The organism is Pseudomonas sp. BNK-30 (genome assembly GCF_047456185.1).
GTDB classification, from domain to species: domain Bacteria; phylum Pseudomonadota; class Gammaproteobacteria; order Pseudomonadales; family Pseudomonadaceae; genus Aquipseudomonas; species Aquipseudomonas putida_E.
Genome location: NZ_CP179904.1, coordinates 1,973,197 through 1,991,618 on the forward strand (window position 1 = coordinate 1,973,197; position 18,422 = coordinate 1,991,618).

22 protein-coding genes are annotated in these 18,422 nt (G+C 59.1%); 14 read left to right on the forward strand and 8 right to left on the reverse strand.

The annotated features are described in order from the left end of the window. Positions 1–25 precede the first annotated feature (25 nt). Genes ACMGGN_RS09230 through ACMGGN_RS09245 form a run of 4 tightly spaced genes read right to left on the reverse strand, consistent with a single transcriptional unit; the run spans position 26 to position 3,883 of the window. Positions 26–985: a lysylphosphatidylglycerol synthase domain-containing protein gene (locus tag ACMGGN_RS09230; RefSeq protein ID WP_046786209.1), complete on the reverse strand. Its 960-nt coding sequence runs from the start codon at positions 983–985 to the stop codon at positions 26–28. Further along, positions 985–2,187: a cardiolipin synthase ClsB gene (clsB, locus tag ACMGGN_RS09235; protein WP_115274793.1), complete on the reverse strand. Its 1,203-nt coding sequence runs from the start codon at positions 2,185–2,187 to the stop codon at positions 985–987. The genes ACMGGN_RS09230 and clsB overlap by 1 nt, the downstream gene beginning before the upstream one ends. Then, entirely contained in the window at positions 2,184–2,969 is a 786-nt protein-coding gene (locus tag ACMGGN_RS09240) for an endonuclease/exonuclease/phosphatase family protein (RefSeq protein WP_125924144.1), read from the reverse strand. The genes clsB and ACMGGN_RS09240 overlap by 4 nt, the downstream gene beginning before the upstream one ends. Next, on the reverse strand, positions 2,966–3,883 hold the full coding sequence (locus tag ACMGGN_RS09245) for a DUF72 domain-containing protein (RefSeq protein ID WP_237858440.1): 918 nt from the start codon (positions 3,881–3,883) through the stop codon (positions 2,966–2,968). Before ACMGGN_RS09245 ends, ACMGGN_RS09240 begins: the two co-directional genes overlap by 4 nt. Before the next feature lie 208 nt (positions 3,884–4,091). On the opposite strand from ACMGGN_RS09245, the gene ACMGGN_RS09250 reads away from it, so the two are divergent. The 4 genes from ACMGGN_RS09250 (at position 4,092) to ACMGGN_RS09265 (ending at position 6,649) form a co-directional block, all read left to right on the forward strand. Further along, complete coding sequence (locus ACMGGN_RS09250; protein WP_046786213.1) at positions 4,092–4,643, forward strand: ATP-dependent Clp protease proteolytic subunit; 552 nt, start codon at positions 4,092–4,094, stop codon at positions 4,641–4,643. Positions 4,644–4,726: 83 nt separating this feature from the next. Then, positions 4,727–5,026, forward strand: coding sequence for a general stress protein (locus ACMGGN_RS09255; protein ID WP_376778920.1), 300 nt, complete (start codon positions 4,727–4,729; stop codon positions 5,024–5,026). 60 nt (positions 5,027–5,086) lie between these two features. After that, entirely contained in the window at positions 5,087–6,277 is a 1,191-nt protein-coding gene (locus ACMGGN_RS09260) for a zinc-dependent alcohol dehydrogenase (protein WP_119687026.1), read from the forward strand. Positions 6,278–6,379: 102 nt separating this feature from the next. After that, a complete protein-coding gene (locus ACMGGN_RS09265; protein WP_046786216.1) occupies positions 6,380–6,649 on the forward strand; it encodes a DUF6555 family protein in 270 nt (89 codons plus the stop codon). A 35-nt stretch (positions 6,650–6,684) separates the two neighbouring features. Here ACMGGN_RS09265 and ACMGGN_RS09270 read toward each other — a convergent pair whose 3' ends face one another. Next, entirely contained in the window at positions 6,685–6,855 is a 171-nt protein-coding gene (locus tag ACMGGN_RS09270; protein WP_404601606.1) for a hypothetical protein, read from the reverse strand. Between the two features lie 260 nt (positions 6,856–7,115). Next, on the reverse strand, positions 7,116–7,448 hold the full coding sequence (locus ACMGGN_RS09275; RefSeq protein WP_204917966.1) for a potassium channel family protein: 333 nt from the start codon (positions 7,446–7,448) through the stop codon (positions 7,116–7,118). A 355-nt stretch (positions 7,449–7,803) separates the two neighbouring features. Between ACMGGN_RS09275 and ACMGGN_RS09280 the strand changes: the two genes are divergently transcribed. Continuing rightward, entirely contained in the window at positions 7,804–8,148 is a 345-nt protein-coding gene (locus ACMGGN_RS09280; protein ID WP_414156689.1) for a hypothetical protein, read from the forward strand. 339 nt (positions 8,149–8,487) lie between these two features. Here ACMGGN_RS09280 and ACMGGN_RS09285 read toward each other — a convergent pair whose 3' ends face one another. After that, positions 8,488–9,384, reverse strand: coding sequence for a LysR substrate-binding domain-containing protein (locus tag ACMGGN_RS09285; protein WP_256658374.1), 897 nt, complete (start codon positions 9,382–9,384; stop codon positions 8,488–8,490). A gap of 138 nt (positions 9,385–9,522) precedes the next feature. On the opposite strand from ACMGGN_RS09285, the gene ACMGGN_RS09290 reads away from it, so the two are divergent. From ACMGGN_RS09290 to ACMGGN_RS09325, 8 genes are all read left to right on the forward strand, one after another. After that, positions 9,523–10,380 carry a transketolase gene (locus ACMGGN_RS09290; protein ID WP_046786304.1) on the forward strand — a complete coding sequence of 286 codons (858 nt, stop codon included), beginning with the start codon at positions 9,523–9,525 and terminating at the stop codon, positions 10,378–10,380. Beyond that, entirely contained in the window at positions 10,377–11,378 is a 1,002-nt protein-coding gene (locus ACMGGN_RS09295; RefSeq protein ID WP_115274892.1) for a transketolase family protein, read from the forward strand. Before ACMGGN_RS09290 ends, ACMGGN_RS09295 begins: the two co-directional genes overlap by 4 nt. Before the next feature lie 130 nt (positions 11,379–11,508). Further along, positions 11,509–12,810, forward strand: coding sequence for an MFS transporter (locus ACMGGN_RS09300; RefSeq protein ID WP_161872625.1), 1,302 nt, complete (start codon positions 11,509–11,511; stop codon positions 12,808–12,810). A gap of 31 nt (positions 12,811–12,841) precedes the next feature. Next, positions 12,842–13,249, forward strand: a complete 408-nt coding sequence (locus ACMGGN_RS09305; protein ID WP_414156690.1) for a glucose dehydrogenase — start codon at positions 12,842–12,844, stop codon at positions 13,247–13,249. Between the two features lie 11 nt (positions 13,250–13,260). After that, complete coding sequence (locus ACMGGN_RS09310; protein ID WP_414156691.1) at positions 13,261–15,291, forward strand: pyrroloquinoline quinone-dependent dehydrogenase; 2,031 nt, start codon at positions 13,261–13,263, stop codon at positions 15,289–15,291. Positions 15,292–15,350: 59 nt separating this feature from the next. Then, positions 15,351–16,103: an SDR family oxidoreductase gene (locus ACMGGN_RS09315; protein WP_323614853.1), complete on the forward strand. Its 753-nt coding sequence runs from the start codon at positions 15,351–15,353 to the stop codon at positions 16,101–16,103. Positions 16,104–16,145: 42 nt separating this feature from the next. Then, positions 16,146–16,778 carry a glutaredoxin 2 gene (gene grxB, locus ACMGGN_RS09320; protein WP_414156692.1) on the forward strand — a complete coding sequence of 211 codons (633 nt, stop codon included), beginning with the start codon at positions 16,146–16,148 and terminating at the stop codon, positions 16,776–16,778. A gap of 39 nt (positions 16,779–16,817) precedes the next feature. Next, a complete protein-coding gene (locus tag ACMGGN_RS09325; RefSeq protein WP_125923141.1) occupies positions 16,818–17,114 on the forward strand; it encodes a winged helix-turn-helix domain-containing protein in 297 nt (98 codons plus the stop codon). Between the two features lie 375 nt (positions 17,115–17,489). Here the strand turns inward: ACMGGN_RS09325 and ACMGGN_RS09330 are convergent, their stop codons facing one another. After that, a complete protein-coding gene (locus ACMGGN_RS09330) occupies positions 17,490–17,723 on the reverse strand; it encodes a PLDc N-terminal domain-containing protein (RefSeq protein ID WP_046786310.1) in 234 nt (77 codons plus the stop codon). Positions 17,724–17,913: 190 nt separating this feature from the next. Here ACMGGN_RS09330 and ACMGGN_RS09335 point away from each other — a divergent pair, with 190 nt between their 5' ends. Continuing rightward, positions 17,914–18,417, forward strand: coding sequence for a CinA family protein (locus tag ACMGGN_RS09335; protein WP_046786311.1), 504 nt, complete (start codon positions 17,914–17,916; stop codon positions 18,415–18,417). The last annotated feature ends 5 nt before the right edge of the window (positions 18,418–18,422 follow it).

The window sequence follows — 18,422 nt, forward strand, 5'->3', positions numbered from 1 at the left end:
CACCTCCCGGGCCTTGGGCCCGTGTTCAGGTCTTGCGTAATGTCGCTTCACCGCGTTGGCGCATAGCGCGGGCGCGTTTTTCCAGTATCAGGTAGGTAATCACCGCCAGCAGCAACGGGATCAGGTAGTAAAGGGTGCGGTAGCCCAGCAGCGCCGCCACCAGGCTGCCCTGGCCCAGTTGGCCGTGCAGCAGCGCAAGAAACACGGCTTCGAGCACACCCAGCCCGGCGGGAATGTGGGCGACGACTCCAGCCACGCAACTGATCAGCAAGATGCCGAGAATAGAGGGGTAGAACAGGTCTCCGGGCAGCAGCCAGTAAATCAGTGCTGCCATCAATGCCCAGTTGCTGGCCCCCAGCGCCACCTGGCACAGCGCCAGGCGCAGCGAGGGCAGGGTGATTTCATGCTCGCGCACCCGCCATGTACGACGCTTGGCAAAACCGCAGGCCAGCAGATAGGCCAGTGCCACACCCAGCAGCAGAAAACCGATCATCTGCAGCCCGGTTACGCCCACTGCCCAGTTTTCCGGCAACTTGACCAGGCGCAGGGCGAACACCGTACCGGCAAGCAGCATGTAGCCCATCCAGTTGGTCAGCAGCCCCAGGGTCAGGATCTTGGTGATGGTCCCCGTGTCCAGGCCCAGCCGTCCGTATAACCGGTAACGCAAGGCAACGCCGCCGACCCAGGTGGTGAAATTCAGGTTGAAGGCATAGCAGACGAATGCCACCGGCAGCACTTGCCGCGCTGGCAGGTGGTGGCCGGTATAGGCCCGGGCCAGCAGGTCGTAGCCGGCGAATGTCAGGTAGCTGCACAGCGCCAGGCCCAAGCCGATGATCAGGGTGCTTGGCTTGTAGGCGACCAGTGACTGGCGTACCTCATTCCAGTCAAGGTTGCGCGCCAGCATGTACAGCAGCGCCGGTATCAGCACGATGAACAGCAGGGTCAGCAGGCGCTTGCCCCAGGTATGCCAGGCTTTGTGCTTCATCAGGTATTGCCCTCGTGAAGGTCGCCCTGGGCCTGCGCTTCAGGCTGGACAGATTTCAGGCGTTGGCGGTGCGCCGGGAACCAGCCGGCAATGCGCGGAAAGTAGCGGGTCAGGTGAAAGCCGATGAAAATCAGCGGCGCCCGCCACCAGTAGCCGCGGATCATCCGCTCCAGCGTCACCGCCTTGCATTGGTCACTGGCGAGCGAGGCCAAGTGTTGGTACAGGTGCTGGTTGAACGCCCGATCACGTATCAGCAGGTTGGCCTCAAGGTTGAACGACAGGCTCAGCGGGTCGAGGTTGCTGGAGCCCACTGTCGACCATTCATCGTCCACCAACGCCACTTTGCCGTGCAGAGGGCGCTGGCAGTATTCGTGAATATGCACGCCGTCGCGCAACAGGTAGTTGTACAACAGTCTGGACAGCGCACGTACCCAGCGCATGTCCGGCTGGCCCTGCAGGATCAGGGTTACCTGCACACCACGGCGCGCTGCATTGCGTAACTCGCGCAACAGGCGGTAACCGGGGAAGAAATAAGCATTGGCAACTACGATGCGCTGACGGGCAGCACGCACGGCCTGCAGGTAACAGGCCTCGATATCGCTACGGTGGCGCGTGTTGTCCCGCTCGACCAGCACGGCGCTTACTTGGCCTGCGGGCTGGGTGAGCGGCTGTACCTGACTGGGCGGTTCGAGGACCGGGGCCATCAGCCGTCGGCTGGAAGCGTGCACCTGCGCGACCACCGGGCCACGAACCTCCACCGCGTAGTCCTGCTTGGCCATCGGGCCATAATCGCCCAGGTGATCGGCGCTGTAGTTGATCCCGCCAACGAATGCCCGTTCGCCATCCACCACCACGATCTTGCGGTGCAGGCGGCGGAACAGGTTGGTCCGCATGCCGGCTACCCGTGGTTGCGGGTCGAAGGCGTGAAACCGCACACCCGCTTCGGTCATCGCCGAAATGAAGGCATCCGGCAGATCGGCTGTGCCGTAACCATCCACCGCCAGTTCCACCCGCACGCCGCGGCGCGCCGCATCGATCAGCACCCGTTGCAGCTGCTGGCCGACCTTGTCGTCGAAGATGATGAACGTTTCAAGCAGGATTTCTTCGCGCGCCTGAGCCATGGCCTCGAACACGCGGGGGTAAAAGCCTTCGCCATTGATCAACAGCTCGACACTGTTGCCATCCACCCAAGGTTTGTTCACAGGTTGATCTCCGCAGCCAATGGGGCATGGTCAGACAAATGCGACCAGGGATAATGGGACAACACTTGCGCCTTGCCCGGTTTGGCATTGCGCAAGTAGATACGGTCCAGCCGCAGCAGCGGCAGGCGCGCCGGGAAACTGCGGGCCGGGCTACCAAAGTGCTCACCGAACGCTTCTACCAGGCGTTGCGAGAGCACAGCGTCGGCCTTCAAGCGCCAGTCGTTGAAGTCCCCGGCGACAATCACCGGTGCATCGGCGGGCAAGCTGTCGAGCAAGTCGAACAGCAGGCTTACCTGGCGCTGCCGATGGGCTTCACGCAACCCTAGATGCACGCAGACTGCATGAACCGATTCGTGGCCAGGCACCTCCAGGCGACAGTGCAGCAAGCCGCGCTGTTCGTTGCCATGGATCGATACATCGAGGTTGCGGTGCTCGGCGATAGGGAATTTCGAGAGCAGCGCGTTGCCATGATCGCCATGCGGGTAAATGGCATTGCGGCCATAGGCGAACTGCGGCCACATGCTGTCGGCGAGAAATTCATACTGCGGGGTTTCGGGCCACGCGGGATGGCGCACGGCATGGTGCTCATGGCTGCCGTGCACCTCCTGCAGGAACACAAGATCGGCATCAGTGGCTCGAACCGCCTCGCGCAATTCGGGCAGGATGAAACGCCGGTTCAGCGCGGTGAAGCCTTTGTGCACGTTGATCGTCAATACATTGAGACGATGTACTGCGGTGGCCTGGTCGATGATGCTGGCGGGTGTTTGCAGTGTCTTGTTCACAATTGCACCTGCGGTGTCACACCCGGTTCTGTCACCAAGTGGCCGTTCAGATCCAGTTTGTCCAGAAGACGGCGCGCGTCGTAAGGTGCATGTACCTTCTGGTCGTTGTCGAAATAGCAATACACATCCCGTGACGCACGCCGGGGTGGCGGCTGATCGACTATCAGGTGGGCATCGTCCGGCTGGTCGCCGCGACTCCAGCATTCGATCCGCTGCTTCCAGCGGCGCAAGGCGCGGGCGGTATACCCGCTGCTGTAAAGCTCGACATCCCCGTGCAGACGCAGGTAGACGAAATCAGCGGTTACATCCTCGACAGAGGGCCACTTTCCCGCGCTGTCGGCGACTACTAGCGCCACCCGGTACTTGCGCAGCATGCGCACGAACGCCTCGCACATAAAGCTCTCATTACGAATCTCTACTGCGTGGCGCATACGTGCATTGCCGTCGATGGCAGTGCCGCCATTACCCCGTAAACGCTCAGCGCAGTTGCGGGCACAGGCGTGCGCCGCCTCGCGGTCGTGAGGTAATAGCGCGAGGAACCGCTCGAAACGATCCTCATCGAATTTCATGTTCGGCGGGAGCTGCCACAGAATCGGCCCCAGCTTGTCGCCCAGCAACAAAAGGCCCGATGCAAAGAAATTCGCCAGCGGCTCTTCGATGTCATTGAGGCGCCGGCCATGCGTGATATAGCGGGGCCCTTTGACTGAAAAGACGAAGTCTTCCGGCGTATCGTCCCGCCAGCGCTCATAGCGTTCCGGTGTCTGCAGGCTATAGAACGACCCGTTTATTTCTATGCTGTTGACGGCGCGCGAGGCAAATGCCAATTCATCGTCCTGCCGCAGGCCCTTGGGGTAGAAGTCCTTGCGCCAGGGGCCATAGCGCCATCCGGATATGCCGATGCGGATCTCGCTCACACTGTGGTCCTCATTGCTGTCCCTTCACTAGCGACCCGCAGCGACCACAAACGGTTCAGGATGGTTGACCAGTGGTGGCTGGCTCTGTCCTGGGAACTTTGCACCCGCGCACGTTTCCACCGAAAAGCAGACCTGACGAATACGTTGCGATGGCGCAATGGGAGGCTTGTTCGGCACACGGGAATGACCCGCTAACCTGGAGGCAAACATGGCCCGACACATCATTCACTTCACCGGCCCGATCAACTCATCCACCTGCGGCAACCTGATCAGTACCTGCTCCAAGGTGATGCAGCAGGGGGGCGATGTGCTTCAGTTGAACATCGCCACGATGGGCGGCGAATGCAGCTATGGGTTTACCTTGTACAACTTCCTGCGTGCCTTGCCTGTACCTGTGCACACGCACAACCTCGGCACCGTCGAATCGATGGGCAACATCCTGTTTCTGGCGGGCGAGCACCGTACCGCCTGCGCCATGAGCAAGTTCTTGTTTCACCCGTTTCACTGGACCCTGCATGGCGCAGTGGACCATGCGCGTATGGCCGAGTATGCGATGAGCCTGGATTATGATTTGCGGCTGTATGCCCAGATCGTCACTGAAAGAACTGCTGGCAGCGCCGAAGCACTGGACGTTCAACGCTACCTGATGGCTTATCCGCGAATACTGGATCCTCAGGAGGCACTGAAGAGCGGCCTGATCCATGCCATCGATGAAATGCCGATCGAGGCGCAAGTGACACAGTGGAGTGTGCATGCGTAAGGCTCGCAGCACCGGCAAGAAGGGAGCGCGCAAACATTTCTCCGGGCGGTGTTTCGTGCCACCGGTCGCCTGCCCGCGATTGAATTGAGCAATCCTGCGCATCGGCGGTTCGGAAAAAGGGCATGGCAAAGATTCATGCGTCCAACCATTCCATCGCAAGGAGAAACGACATGGCTCGTGATCAAGAGCGGACTGGACAACGTGGCGGCACCAAGGAAACCAACCCCGGCAATTTTGCCAATGACCGTGAACGGGCCTCCCGTGCAGGCCAGAAGGGCGGGCAGGCGTCGGGCGGCAACTTTGCCAATGATAGAGAGCGCGCCTCGCAAGCTGGCCGCAAGGGCGGGCAGAACAGCCATGGTGGAGGCCGCCAGCCGAATTGAACAGTCGCGTTAGCCGAGGCCTGTCGGCCTCGTCCGATGTCCTCTTAGGGAGACTCAAGCATGCGCGCATTGACCTATCACGGCGCTGGCGATGTCCGTGTTGACAACGTGCCAGAACCGGACCTGCAGGAAGATGACGATATCCTTCTGCGTGTGACCGCCACGGCCATCTGCGGCTCGGACTTGCACCTTTATCGTGGCAAGATCCCTTTGGTCGAGACGGGCGATATACTCGGCCACGAGTTCATGGGGATCGTCGAAGACGTTGGTAGCGCAGTGACAGCCGTACGCCCCGGTGACCGGGTGGTGATCCCGTTCGTGATCGCGTGCGGCGGCTGCTTCTTCTGCCAGCACCAGCTGTTCGCGGCCTGTGAAACCACCAATACGGGCCACGGGGCGATTCTCAACAAGAAAGTCATCCCGCCGGGTGCAGCCTTGTTCGGCTACAGCCACCTGTATGGTGGGGTGCCAGGTGGCCAGGCCGACTACGTACGCGTTCCCAAAGGCAACACCGGGCCGTTCAAGGTACCGGGGCACCTGGCCGATGATCAGCTGCTGTTCCTTTCCGATATCCTGCCCACCGCCTGGCAGGCGGTGCTCAACGCAGAGGTCGGACAGGGCGCTTCGCTGGCCATCTATGGCGCAGGGCCGGTCGGGCTGCTGTCGGCGGCCTGTGCAAGAATGCTGGGGGTAGAGCAGATTTTCATGGTCGATGAGTGCGGCTATCGCCTGGATTATGCTCATCAGGCCTACGGCGTAATTCCTATCGACTTTGCCCACGACGACGATCCTGCCGACACCATCATTCGCCAGACGCGCGGCATGCGGGGCGTCGATGCAGTGATCGATGCCGTGGGCTTCGAAGCCAAAGGCAGCACCACCGAAACCGTGCTGACGGCCCTGAAACTCGAAGGTAGCAGCGGCAAGGCGTTACGCCAGAGCATCGCTGCGGTTCGCCGTGGTGGCGTGGTAAGCGTGCCGGGGGTCTATGCCGGTTTCATTCACGGCTTCCTGTTCGGCGACGCCTTCGACAAGGGCCTGACTTTCCGCATGGGCCAGACGCATGTCCATCGCTACCTGCCGGAGTTGCTCGAACACATCGAGGCAGGCCGGCTCAACCCGCAAGCGATCATCACTCACCGGCTGGCGCTGGAAGATGCCGCGCGAGGCTACGAACTGTTCGATGAGCAGCAGGAGCGCTGCCGCAAGGTGATCCTGGTACCTGGCGCTGCACTCGAACCGTTGCCTTGAGGGGAGTGGTGTGGGGTGAATTGTTGGACAATTATTTTGAATCTTTCCTGGCGGGCATCACTCAATGAATGAGTCATCCATGGAGAAGAGGAGGGCCCCGTGATGCCTAACCCCCAGCTGTACATCATTGACTACCAACTGCGTGGCGAACCACGCAGTTTCATCATCCGCATGGAGCGGATGGACAACACCGAAGCCTGGCACTGGGCCAGTTGTGATGCGGGTATTGGCATCATTCCCAAGTTCGGTCGCGAAAAAATCAAGAAAGTCAGCAGGCCAATGGCTGAGCGCTATGGGATTACCGCAGTGAGTTGGCGGCTGTCCGGGGGAAAACCCAACCAGCCGGTCAGTGACTCTGCGATTAGCAGTTGAGGGAAAAGGAGCGGGCTTTTGCCCGCTCCCTAAGGTCAAGCGCCTGACTCGGGATCGCTTGCTGGTACGCCTGGACGATTTTCCTCATCGTCGGTGACATTCGGGTCAGCATCCGGGTCGTCCACCCGATCGTCAGGCTGGCCCGTATCCAGCTCAGGCCAGCCATCCTGGACGTTACCGCCACCCATTTTCATTAGTTGGTTCATCACGGTTCTCCTTGGCGTCAGATACAGTTTGGAGTGTGATCGAGCTACGGATGATCAGCCTGCGTCCTGAAAATACCGACCAATGGGTCATTGCCCATGGGCGCGACCTGGCTTGTTGGCTGCGGCGCAATTGCCGGTGCAATCAAAACCATGCTGTTGGGGGGATCGCGGCTTGAGGGCCAAAGGCGAGGAGGGCGCTTGAGCCTGCCGGACCAAGAGCGGCTGGCTGACTGCTGTGAAAGTCGGCCGGGCAACGGCCGTTAGTGAATGCCTTGATCTTCCAGTGCTTTGCGCAACGCATGGACGCCCACCGCAACGATTAATCCAGTCATTACGATGCCAGCCATTCCGATCACAACAGCCAGGCTACGAGCCAACCCATCTTTAGGTACCAAGTCACCATACCCAATCGTCAAACCTGTCACGAAGGAAAAATACAGGCCATCTCCCAAGGGCCAGCCTTCCCGCATCCCAACAACCCAGCCGAGCAGGGCCATGAATATCAGTAACAGCGAGACGATTGGCCAGACGATGGCCAGTCCGCGCCAGAACTCACGGACGAAGTTGCGCCTAAGGTCCTTCATTGCTCGCATGGCATAAGTTCCTTGGAGAGTGCAGGCGGATGCTTGACAGGGAGTTTGGCACAACTTTCATCGCGCACTGGAGCAAACAGGTCGGGCAGGCGCTTTACAATCCTCCCTCAGCCTCCCTTTATAACTAAACTAAATGAATATTTAGTGTAGTTATAACTTTAAAGAATATCGTAAAGGGTAGGCGCCGTGCAAATCAGGCCTGGCCACCACCTGATTAAGGTCAATCAGTTGGGCGATCTACTCCGACTATGCAATGATTGATGGTTATCACACACCCAAGGTAATTGAAACAACGCCCATTAGGTAAATGGAAGTTGATGGCCCGGGAAAGCGGCCACCTTATGGAGATCAAGGAATGAGCACCACCGCACATCGATTAACACACCTCGGGCAGCGTTGCCTGCTGGTGGCCGCTGGGATAGCTATCTGGTTGCCGCTCGGTGTAGCCAGCTTATTTACTATTTTGCTGGGCCACGAAAAATCGTTATCAGCGGGTATGGCGTTTGCGAATGTATGGTTCATGACTGCGCAAGCTGAACTGATCGCGATCGTCCTTTTGCTGGTTTATGCCGGATGGGCCAGGCCGTGGAAATCCAAGGGGCCTACATACGACACCTTCATTGTGCATAGCTGCGCTGCGGGGCTGATTGTGTTGGGCGGATCTATTTTCTTTCTATCATTGATTGGTGGTGGTAGATAACGCCGTGACGTGCACGATCAGTTGAAGCGCTTCATGCCGTGCCGCACGGATGTTGCAAACATTGGTCGTGGATTTCGTCCAGGTTTACGGGAATTTGGTTACCAGCGGCGAGCCGGGGCCGTGCACCTGGCTACAATTCTGGCCACCACGGGCCCGGAAGCTCCATACGAAGATGCGCATAATGCATATTATGTTAAATCGTGTATGTTCGCTCTTCGCTTGCTGACCCCTCACCGGAAGTTTTCATTACCACTCACGGTGCACACCCGCTTAGCATTGGCGCGGACAGCAGATGCTCACCGCAAGATCGATGAAGAAGACTTCGCCTGCTCCTCCTCTTCACTGCACAGCCAACTCCTTGAACAGCCATTGCTTGAACTGAGTCACTGCATGCGGTTGTCGATGCCGCCGAGGGTGCACGAGATAGTGGCCAACGTAGCGGACACTGTTGCTGACATGACGAAGCGGGCTGACCAGCTGACCGCTGGCCAGCTCCTGCTCAGCTAACAAGTCAGATTCGAGCACCACCCCCAGGCCGCCAGCCGCTGCTGAAATACTCATGGAGCTTCGATCGAACGCCAAGCCGTAGCTTTTCGGTGGCTGCATGCCGTTGGCCGCGAACCAGCCTTTCCACTGCACTGACTGCCCGTCGCTCTGGATCAGGAACAGCGAATACAAGTCCTGCGGTGAACGAAGATGCCTGGCAACCTCAGGGCTGCACAGCGGCGTCAGCTCTTCGATCCGCAGTGGGGTCTTTTCGTGTGACGAAGGCCTGGGCTCGCCGTAAACGATGTCCAGGTCGAAATCATCGTTGTCGAACCGCGCGTAGTCAGTACTGGCGGAGATGCGCAGGTCGATGCCGGGATGACCGTGCAGGAAGCCCGCCAGGCGAGGCACCAACCACTGACTGGCGAACGTCGGGGCAACGTGAAGGCGCAGCGGCACTGCGGGCTCATTGGTCGCAATCGCCAACCCACGGCTCATCTCCTCGAAGCCCCGTTGAACATGATCCAGCAGCATGGAGCCCTCAGACGTCAGCGCCGTGTGACGCGTACTGCGGGTGAACAGCGATACCCCTGCTGCAACTTCCAGTTTGCGTATTGCATGGCTGACTGCGCTTGAGGAGAGATCCAGCTCTTTCGCTGCCTCCACGAAAGAGCAGGTACGCCCCGCCGCTTCGAAAACCCTCAGGGTAGAAAGAGGTACCTTTTTAAAGATCTTCATTAATGAATCCAATTCATTGACTGGCGAATTTAAACCTTTTGTCGAGCCTGTATTTTTACATGATCATCTCGGGGTAACTCAATTCGGCTGGTTACTGATGAATTCGCTGCGTCAGTAACCCCGGATCGCTGGTCACCAATGGAGAATAATATGACCGAGAGTCGCAATGAGCACTTTGCCCGGATGTCGACCCATGCCTGGCGAATCCGACGTTTCGCCCTGCGCATGGGTGAAGTACAGGGCCAAGGTTATGTCGGCCAGGCGCTGGGCTGGGCCGACGTACTGGCTGTCGCCTACTGCCACGCCATGAACATCCGCGCAGATCAACCTGAATGGGAAGGCCGTGACCGTTTCCTGCTTTCCCATGGGCACTACGCGATCGCGCTGTATGCCGCCCTGCTGGAAGCCGGGGTTCTGCCGGAAGATGAGCTGGAAACCTATGGCTGCGACGACAGCCGCTTGCCAATGTCCGGCATGGCCACCTACACACCCGGCATGGAAATTTCTGGCGGCTCCCTCGGCCAGGGGTTGGCCATTGCCGTCGGCCAGGCGCTGGGCCTGCGCTTAAAGGGCAACGCTGCGTTCGTCTACAACTCGATGTCCGATGGCGAACTGGACGAGGGTGCGGTATGGGAGGCAGCCATGTCGGCCTCGCATCACAAGCTGGGTAACCTCATCAACCTGGTGGACATCAACCGCCAGCAAGCGGACGGCCCGTCCCACGACATCCTCCAGTTCGAGCCGCTTATCGACAAATGGGCGGCGTTCGGTTGGCACGTGCAACGTGTCGACGGTAATGACTTGCGGGCCGTGATCTCTGCCTTCGATATCGCACGGGCGGTACCCGGTGATAAACCTCGGGTGATTCTCTTCGACACCCTGATGGGTAAGGGCGTGCCCTTCCTGGAGCAGCGTGACAAGAACCACTTCATCCGGGTCGAGCCCGAAGAGTGGCAGCAAGCACTTGCCAACCTCGACGAGATCTACGCGACCCGGAGCCCACAATGACCAACGCTTGCGCTGCAAAACCGAAACTCACCACCTCGTCCATGATCGCCTCCATCGCCACTGAAGGGCAGCGTACTACCCCTGCCCCGTTCGGCCATGCTTTGGTGAAGGCAGGCCAGAAGAATCCACGCGTCGTGGGCATGACAGCAGATCTTGCCAAATACACTGACATGCATATCTTTGCACAGCGCTACCCGGAGCGCTTCCTGCAGATGGGTATGGCTGAACAGTTGCTCATGGCTGCTGCGGGCGGTATGGCCAAGGAGGGCTTTGTACCCTTCGCCACCACTTATGCGGTGTTTGCCACCCGTCGCGCCTATGACTTCATCCACCAGGTGATCGCAGAAGAAAATCTGAACGTGAAGATCTGCGCGGCCCTGCCGGGGCTCACGACTGGTTATGGCCCAAGTCACCAGGCCACGGAAGACCTGGCGATGATGCGAGCCATTCCTCAGATGATGGTCATTGACCCATGTGATGCGCTGGAAACTGAACAGTGCGTTGCCGCAATAGCCGAGCACGATGGCCCTGTCTACATGCGCCTCCCCCGCGGGCGCGTACCGCTGATACTCGACGAATACGACTACAAATTTGAGCTCGGCAAAGCCCGCTTGCTACGAGACGGTAATGATGTGCTGATCATTTCCTCGGGCCTTATGACCATGCGTGCCCTGGAAGTCGCTGATGAACTGATCAAGAGCAAGATCGGCACAGCTGTCCTGCACGTGCCGACAATCAAGCCACTCGATGTCCAGGCCATCATTGAACAATGCCGTCGTGAAGGCAGGTTGGTGGTGATTGCGGAAAACCACACGCAGATTGGCGGCCTGGGTGAAGCCATCGCCATGACCTTGCTGCAAGCCCGTGTGCAACCGGAAGTTCGCCATGTGGCGCTGCCAGATCAGTTCCTCGATGCCGGGGCGTTGCCGACGCTGCATGACCGCTACGGCATATCCAAAGACGTCATGGTTGCAAACATTCAGCGTTGGCTGGCCTGACGGCACGCTCGTGTAGTGCGACCCCCGCTCACTTCGCGATAGACGCTGCCCGAGTGAAGTGAGTGGCCCTTCGAGCTGGAAACCACTCTTTTCTTCCCTGGATCGTCCCAATAACTACAAGGTGATGGCGATGCAAAAAGACAACCATTTTCTTAAGAAAAAACGCGTATGGATCTACGCGTTTCTCTTCACTTTGACATTGATCAACTATGTCGACCGCGTTTCGCTCTCGGTGGCGTCCAAAGTTCTCAAGGAAGAATTCGATATCTCGCCGGTCGCAATGGGCTATCTGTTCTCGTCCTTCGTCTGGCTGTACTTTCTTGCACTCATTCCCATGGGGTATCTCGTAGGCAGGTTCGGCCCGAAAAAGGTCAATGGCTACGGCATCGGCGTCTGGTCGGTGGCCACAGCCTGCACGGCATTGTCGACGGGTTTCATCTCGTTACTCAGTTGCCGGCTCATCATGGGTATGGGCGAAGCGACTACCTACCCCGCTGGCGCCCGGGTCATTCGTGAATGGATGCCGCTCAATGAACGTGGTTTGGCCACCGCTGTATTCCATAGCGGTAGCCTGGTCGGCCCTGCCATCGGCGCCATCGGTTTTGGCTGGTTGATCAGCGCCTTCGGATGGCGCATCGCCTTCGTCGTTGCCGGTGCATTGGGCTTTATCTGGTTGGCGGCTTGGTTGAAATGGTACAGCCACCCGTCAAAAGCGCCTTGGTTGGACGATGTCGAGCGCGCTGAAATCGCCGAGGGTGGCACGTCATCGGTTGATGGTCCGGAAAAATCGGTATCGCTGGGCCTCAAGGGCTTAGCCCGTTCGAGCAGCATGTGGGCAATCGCGCTCTCGCACGGCTGTGCCGTCTACGCGACCTACTTCTTTCTCACCTGGCTGCCGAGCTACCTGCAGGCCGAGAAAGGCCTGACGGTTATGTCGAGTGGCCTTTATACCGCCATCCCATACCTGGGCGCGGCCATCCTTGCCATCGTCATTGGCCGCCTGAGTGACAAGGCCATGCGCCCCGGCGCTGCCGAGACGGGCCAACGCCGCCTGGTAGTGGCCAGCGTGTTGCTCGCATCCTCGGTGATCTTCCTGGTACCGGCGATCGACAGCACCTGGGCCATTCTTTTTGTGATCACGCTGTCATTGGCGACGTGCGCATCGGCGATCTCGTTGAACCTCTCACTGGTGAACGATCTGGTGCGCTCGGAAGACGATGTTGGCACCGCCGCGGGCTTCATCACTGCCGTCGGCAATCTCTTTGGCCTGCTGGCTCCGATCGTGACCGGCTACGTGGTGGCGGGTTCGGGGAGCTTTGCCCTGGCTTTCGTAGTGGTAGGCGCGCTGTTGGTTGTTGGCGCCGTCCTGTCGATGTTCTGTACCCGTCGCCCGATCGGGATAGCCACGCCTGGTCGACAGGCCATGGCTTGAATTACTTGTAAATGAAGGAAGCAGTAGCGTCATGAATCAACGTAGTAGCGTGTCCCCCAGCAAGCTCCAGGCGCAGCCTGACTTACGTACCGGCAGTAATAAATGGCGCCTGGCAATTGCTCTGCTGGCGTTGACCCTTGGAGTATTTGGCCTGGCTCTGTTCGGGGGTGGGGTCTGGCTGATCACGCTAGGTGGCAGCTGGTATTACGGCCTGACAGGTGCAGGTTGTGTACTGAGCGCCATCCTTATATGGCGTCAACGCCGCAGCGCCCTTTACCTGTTTGCTCTCATATGGGTATTGACGGTGATCTGGGCGCTTTGGGAAGTCGGCCTCAACTGGTGGGGCCTGGTGCCACGCCTAGTGGCCATGACCGTCATCCTGTTTTTGATCCTGATCGTATCTCCGGCGCTACGCCGCACTACCCGCACTGCTGCGTAACGAGGTTAGTAATGTTCACATCCGTCAAATACGGGGGCGCCCTCGCCCTCGCGATTTCTTGCGCGCTCCAGATGCAGTTCGCGAAGGCTCAGGAAATCCCCCAGGTAGGTAGCGACTGGCCATTCTACGGGGGCGATCATAACGCCCAGCGCTTCAGCCCCCTCAAGCAGATCACTCCAGAGAACGTCGGTCGCCTGGAGCGTGCGTTCGTGTACCACACCCGGGATCTACCGAACCCTGGGAGTCGTTATTCTCCGGAGACCACGCCAGTTAAGGTCGGCAACGATCTGCTGATGTGCTCTGCCAAAAACATCCTGATTTCGATCAATGCGGCAACTGGCAAAGAGAATTGGCGTCACGATCCGGGCGTACCGGATCAGGCCATTCCTCACGCGGCAGCCTGCCGGGGGGTGGCGGTGTATACCGCACCGCAGCTACCCGAAACGGCTCAGTGCCGCAGCCGAGTGGTTGAGGCCACCCTGGATGCCCGGCTGGTAGCAGTCGACCTCGGCACCGGTGAGCCCTGCAAGGACTTTGGCCAGAACGGCACTGTCGATCTCTGGGAAGGTTTGGGCAAAAAGGTTCCTGGCTGGTACGCGGTGACCGCGCCGCCGACCATCGTGAACGGTGTCGTAGTCACCGGCGCGCAGATCCGTGATGGTCAGGATGAGGATGCTCCATCGGGCGTGATTCGTGGCTACGATGCGCTCACCGGCAAAATGGCTTGGGCGTGGGACCTGGGTAACCCGGACAATGTCCATGGCCCTGCCGAAGGCAGCACTTACACCCGCGGCACGCCGAACATGTGGACGGCGGCGGTGGGCGATGAGCAGCTCGGTTATGTCTATCTGCCGATCAGCAACTCCTCGATCGATTATTACGGCTCCAACCGCAGTGAGGCCGAAAACAAATATTCGACCTCGCTGGTGGCCGTGGACGTGAAGACCGGCAAGGACGTCTGGCACTTCCAGACCATCCGGCACGATGTGTGGGATTACGATCTGGGCAGCCAGCCGACGATGCTTGATTACCCAGGCAAAGACGGTAAGCCGGTACCCGCGGTGTTGCTGCCGACCAAGCAAGGTGACATCTACATCCTGGATCGTGCCACCGGCGAGCCGCTGATTCCGATCGGTGAGGTCAAGGCGCCTAAAGGGGGATCGGTGGAGCCGGCGTTTTTGGCTGATACCCAGCCTACCTCCGAATGGCACACCCTGCGCAAGGCACCGAAAACAGAAGCGGACATGTGGGGCTTCTCGCCGCTTGACCAACTGATGTGCCGTATCCAGTTCCGTCAGGCCAACTACGAGGGCTACCTGACCCCACCGTCAGTGGATCGTCCCTGGATTCAGTACCCCGGCTACAACGGGGGGTCGGATTGGGGGTCGGTAGCCATAGACCCGGTACGCCGACTGCTGATTGCCAACTACAACGACATTCCTAACCTGAACCAGCTGATACCGCGCGAGCAGGCCGACAAGATGGGGCTCAAACCCATCTACGCGCCGAAGCCCGATGAAACCGCCTTGAACAAAGCAGGCAGCAAGTCGGGCAAAGGTGAAGGCGGTGCTTCGACCTACCCGCAAGTCAACGCCCCATACGCGATCAGCGTGAATGCGGGTTGGCGCAACTGGGGTACCGGCGTCCCATGCTCGGCACCGCCCTATGGTGGAATCCGCGCAATCAGCCTCGACACAGGCAAGACCGTTTGGGACGAGCCGCTGGGTACCGCGCGCCGCAACGGGCCATTCGGCATCCCATCGCATTTGCCGCTGAACATCGGCTTGCCGAACAACGGCGGAACTGTGGTGACTGCGGGTGGATTGACGTTCGTCGGGGCGGCAACCGATAACCTGTTCCGTGCCATTGATACTACGACCGGTGAGGTGCTGTGGGAGGACGTGCTGACGGTGGGTGCCCAGGCAAACCCGATTTCCTATGAAGTCGACGGTGAGCAGTATGTCCTTGTCTCTGCTTCCGGGCATGCCTTCATGGAAACCGGAACCAGCGACGAAATCATCGCATACAAGCTGCGCAAGTAATCGCCATGGCGGGGCCTGTTCAGGCCCCGCTTCGCCAAAATCGTTAAAGGAGATTGAACATGGATTTAGGCTTGCAGGGTAAGCGGGTGCTGGTCAGCGGCGCCTCCCGAGGCATTGGCCGAGCTATCGTGCAGTTGTTTCTCGAGGAAGGCGCCCAAGTGGCATTCTGTGCTCGGGGGCAAACAGGCGTTCAGAGCGCGCAGCTCGAGTTTGGCGAGCGCGCTTGGGGCACTGCGGTGGATGTTACCCAGCCCGAGCATGTTCGGGCCTGGGTCAATGAAGCAGCGCAGCATATGGGCGGGCTGGATATCGTCGTGCCCAACGTCAGTGCTTTGGCTGGGGGTGATGACCTGGAGACCTGGCGGCGAGCCTTCGACACCGACCTGTTGGGCAGTGCAACGATGGTCAAAGCCGCCCTGCCCGCTCTTCGTCAATCACAAGCGGCAGCGGTCGTGCTCATCTCGAGCGTCTCGGGCCGCGAGGTCGATATGTTCGCAGAACCCTATGGCGTTCTGAAGGCAGCCTTGCTTCACTACGGCAAGACCCTCTCGGTGCGCCATGCCCATGAGGGCATCCGCGTTAACTCCGTTTCTCCAGGCAATGTGTATTTCCCGGAAGGCGTGTGGGGAGATATCGAACGAGAACAACCCGATACCTTCGCCAAATGCCTGGCCGAAAACCCGATGGGGCGTATGGCTACTCCGGAAGAGGTCGCTAAAGCGGTGGTGTTCCTGGCCAGTCCCGCGGCAAGTTTCACAACCGGTACCAACCTTCTGGTCGATGGTGGCCTGACGCGCTCAGTGCAGTTCTGAGTGCCCGCCTCGGTATTGGCTCTAGGAGCGAGGATCGACGTGATGAAACTTTATATCTACGAACACTGCCCCTTCTGTACGCGCGCCCGCATGATCGTTGGGTTCAAGCGTCTTCCGGTAAGGCTTGAAGTCATCATGGAGGGTGATGCTGAGACACCTACCCGCCTGATCGGCAAGAAAGCCGTGCCGATCCTGCAGAAGGAGGATGGCAGTCACATCGGCGAGAGCCTGGACATTGTTCGGTATCTGGACGGCATCGGCCGACCCGCCCTGGTCGCACCCCAAGATCGCGCACTCGACGCATGGGTCAAGGAAGCTTGGCCGACAGCGCTCAAACTTTTTATTCCACGGTTCGTAAACGGGCAGTTTGCGGAGATCGCCACGCCAACCGCGAGGGAGGCTTACCGCCGGCGGGAAGAGCAAGCCTTCGGTGACTTGGAGGTGCTACGGGAGCAAACGCCGAAACTGGCCGCTGAAATGCAACCCCTGCTTGATGCCCTGGCGCCATTGGTAGCAAATAGAGCGACACTTGGAATCAACGACATTACCCTCTGGCCTGTGTTGCGATCGCTGTCCATCGTCCAACAGATAGCATTTCCGGCACAGGTGCTCGGTTACATGCAGCGGCTGAGTGCGTCATGTAATGTTCCCCTGCTGTTCGGACAAGAAGCGTGATTTGCCGATGGTCTGCCAATCTTTACGGCGCCAGCTAAGATGCTGACGGTGGACGTCAGCCGCCGTGTGGTGAGCTTCAATCAGCTTCACTTCCCCGTCAAAGCTACGCCCAGCCGGATTTTGACATTGCTTTTGCGCAACCAAGGGCATGTCGTGAGCAGACCGACGATTTACAGAGAAATCTGGGGGTACCAGTTCGATCCTGGTACCAAGATCATCGACGTGCAGATTTGTTATCTGAGAAAGCTTCTGAAGACATTGGACGCGCCGGTCGAGATCAAAACCTTTCGGGGCAAAGGCCTTTGCCTGCAGTTGACTGTAAGAAGAGCAGCGTGACAGTGGTGTTTGGCGTGCCGGATGAGGTTTTCAGTGATTTGATCGCCTCACCCATCAGCTGCCCTGCGAACCGAACCGTTGTTTATCGGGCATCACATTGCGGGGACTTTTCTTTCACTTAATTTTCACGGGGCTTGAGCGAGCCTGAAGCTACCCCTACGTGTGATAGACCTTGCCCGCCTAGCAGCGGGCTTTCTTTTGTGCGCAAATTACCACTCGCTCAAGCCATTCTTCCACTGAACTGCCTGCATCTTACGAAGGCCGTCTTGAGTAGCTCTAAGCGCTCGGCAGTTTTTACCCAGCGGGTAATGAAATGCGAGTGCAGTTCGTTACGTGAAAAATCCAAGTACCTGGATGAGTTTGGAATGCTTGGTGCTATCCCTTGCTATGTTCAGGTGAGGACGGCCCCGTACCGCGCTTGATGCCCCGGGGCCCAAGTACACCCCAGATAGCCAGGCCGATAATTGGCAGCGCCAGCAGCAGCAACGCCCACATTGCCTTCGTCACATCGGGCTTGTCGCTACGAAACACGCTGACGATCGCCCATAGATCAACCAGCAGGATGATCGCCGCCACCGCAATCCAGAAATATGTCACAGGCTCGGTCATGATCGCCTCTCCTCTGCTTGGGGAACAGGCCGCACCGTCTTCGCGTACATCACGGCCCTTACTCAAAAGAAGTCATCGCGCGTGGCAAAGTTCAGACGATGTTGAGCGGTCGGGATAAGCGGAGGCCATCGGCAATGAACCAACATCGCATCCAGCACGTCCACCGAAAAACCGCAACGAGAGCTGCGCAATGGCTACCGCTCCCCTGTCCGAAACGCTTGAATACCTCAAGTCGCACAAATTGCTGCTGACTACCGCCGAATCCTGTACGGCTGGCACGATGATCGCCCTGCTGGCCACGTTACCGGGGACCGGAGAGGTGCTGGAAAGCGGCTATGTAGTCTACTCACCCAGTGCCAAGCAGCGCCTGCTCGGCGTGAGCCCGAAAACCATCGAGCGCTACGGATTGACCAGCGAAGCGGTCGCTCGGGAAATGGCCTTGGGCGCACTCGGGCACAGCGACGCGACCGTTGCTATCGCCACCACCGGCATCAGCGGGCCGGAACCTCATGACGGTATCGCGCCTGGCACCCTTTGTTTCGCCTGGGCATTTGCGGGTGAGCCATTGGCGGTGTTCACCCGCAGCCAACGGTTTTTTGGTGAACGCGCCGATGTCATGCGTGAGGGGGCGCTCTACGGGCTGACGCGTCTGGCGCATTATCACCAGCGCTGGCTTCGCGGTGAGCGCGCGTGAGGGCA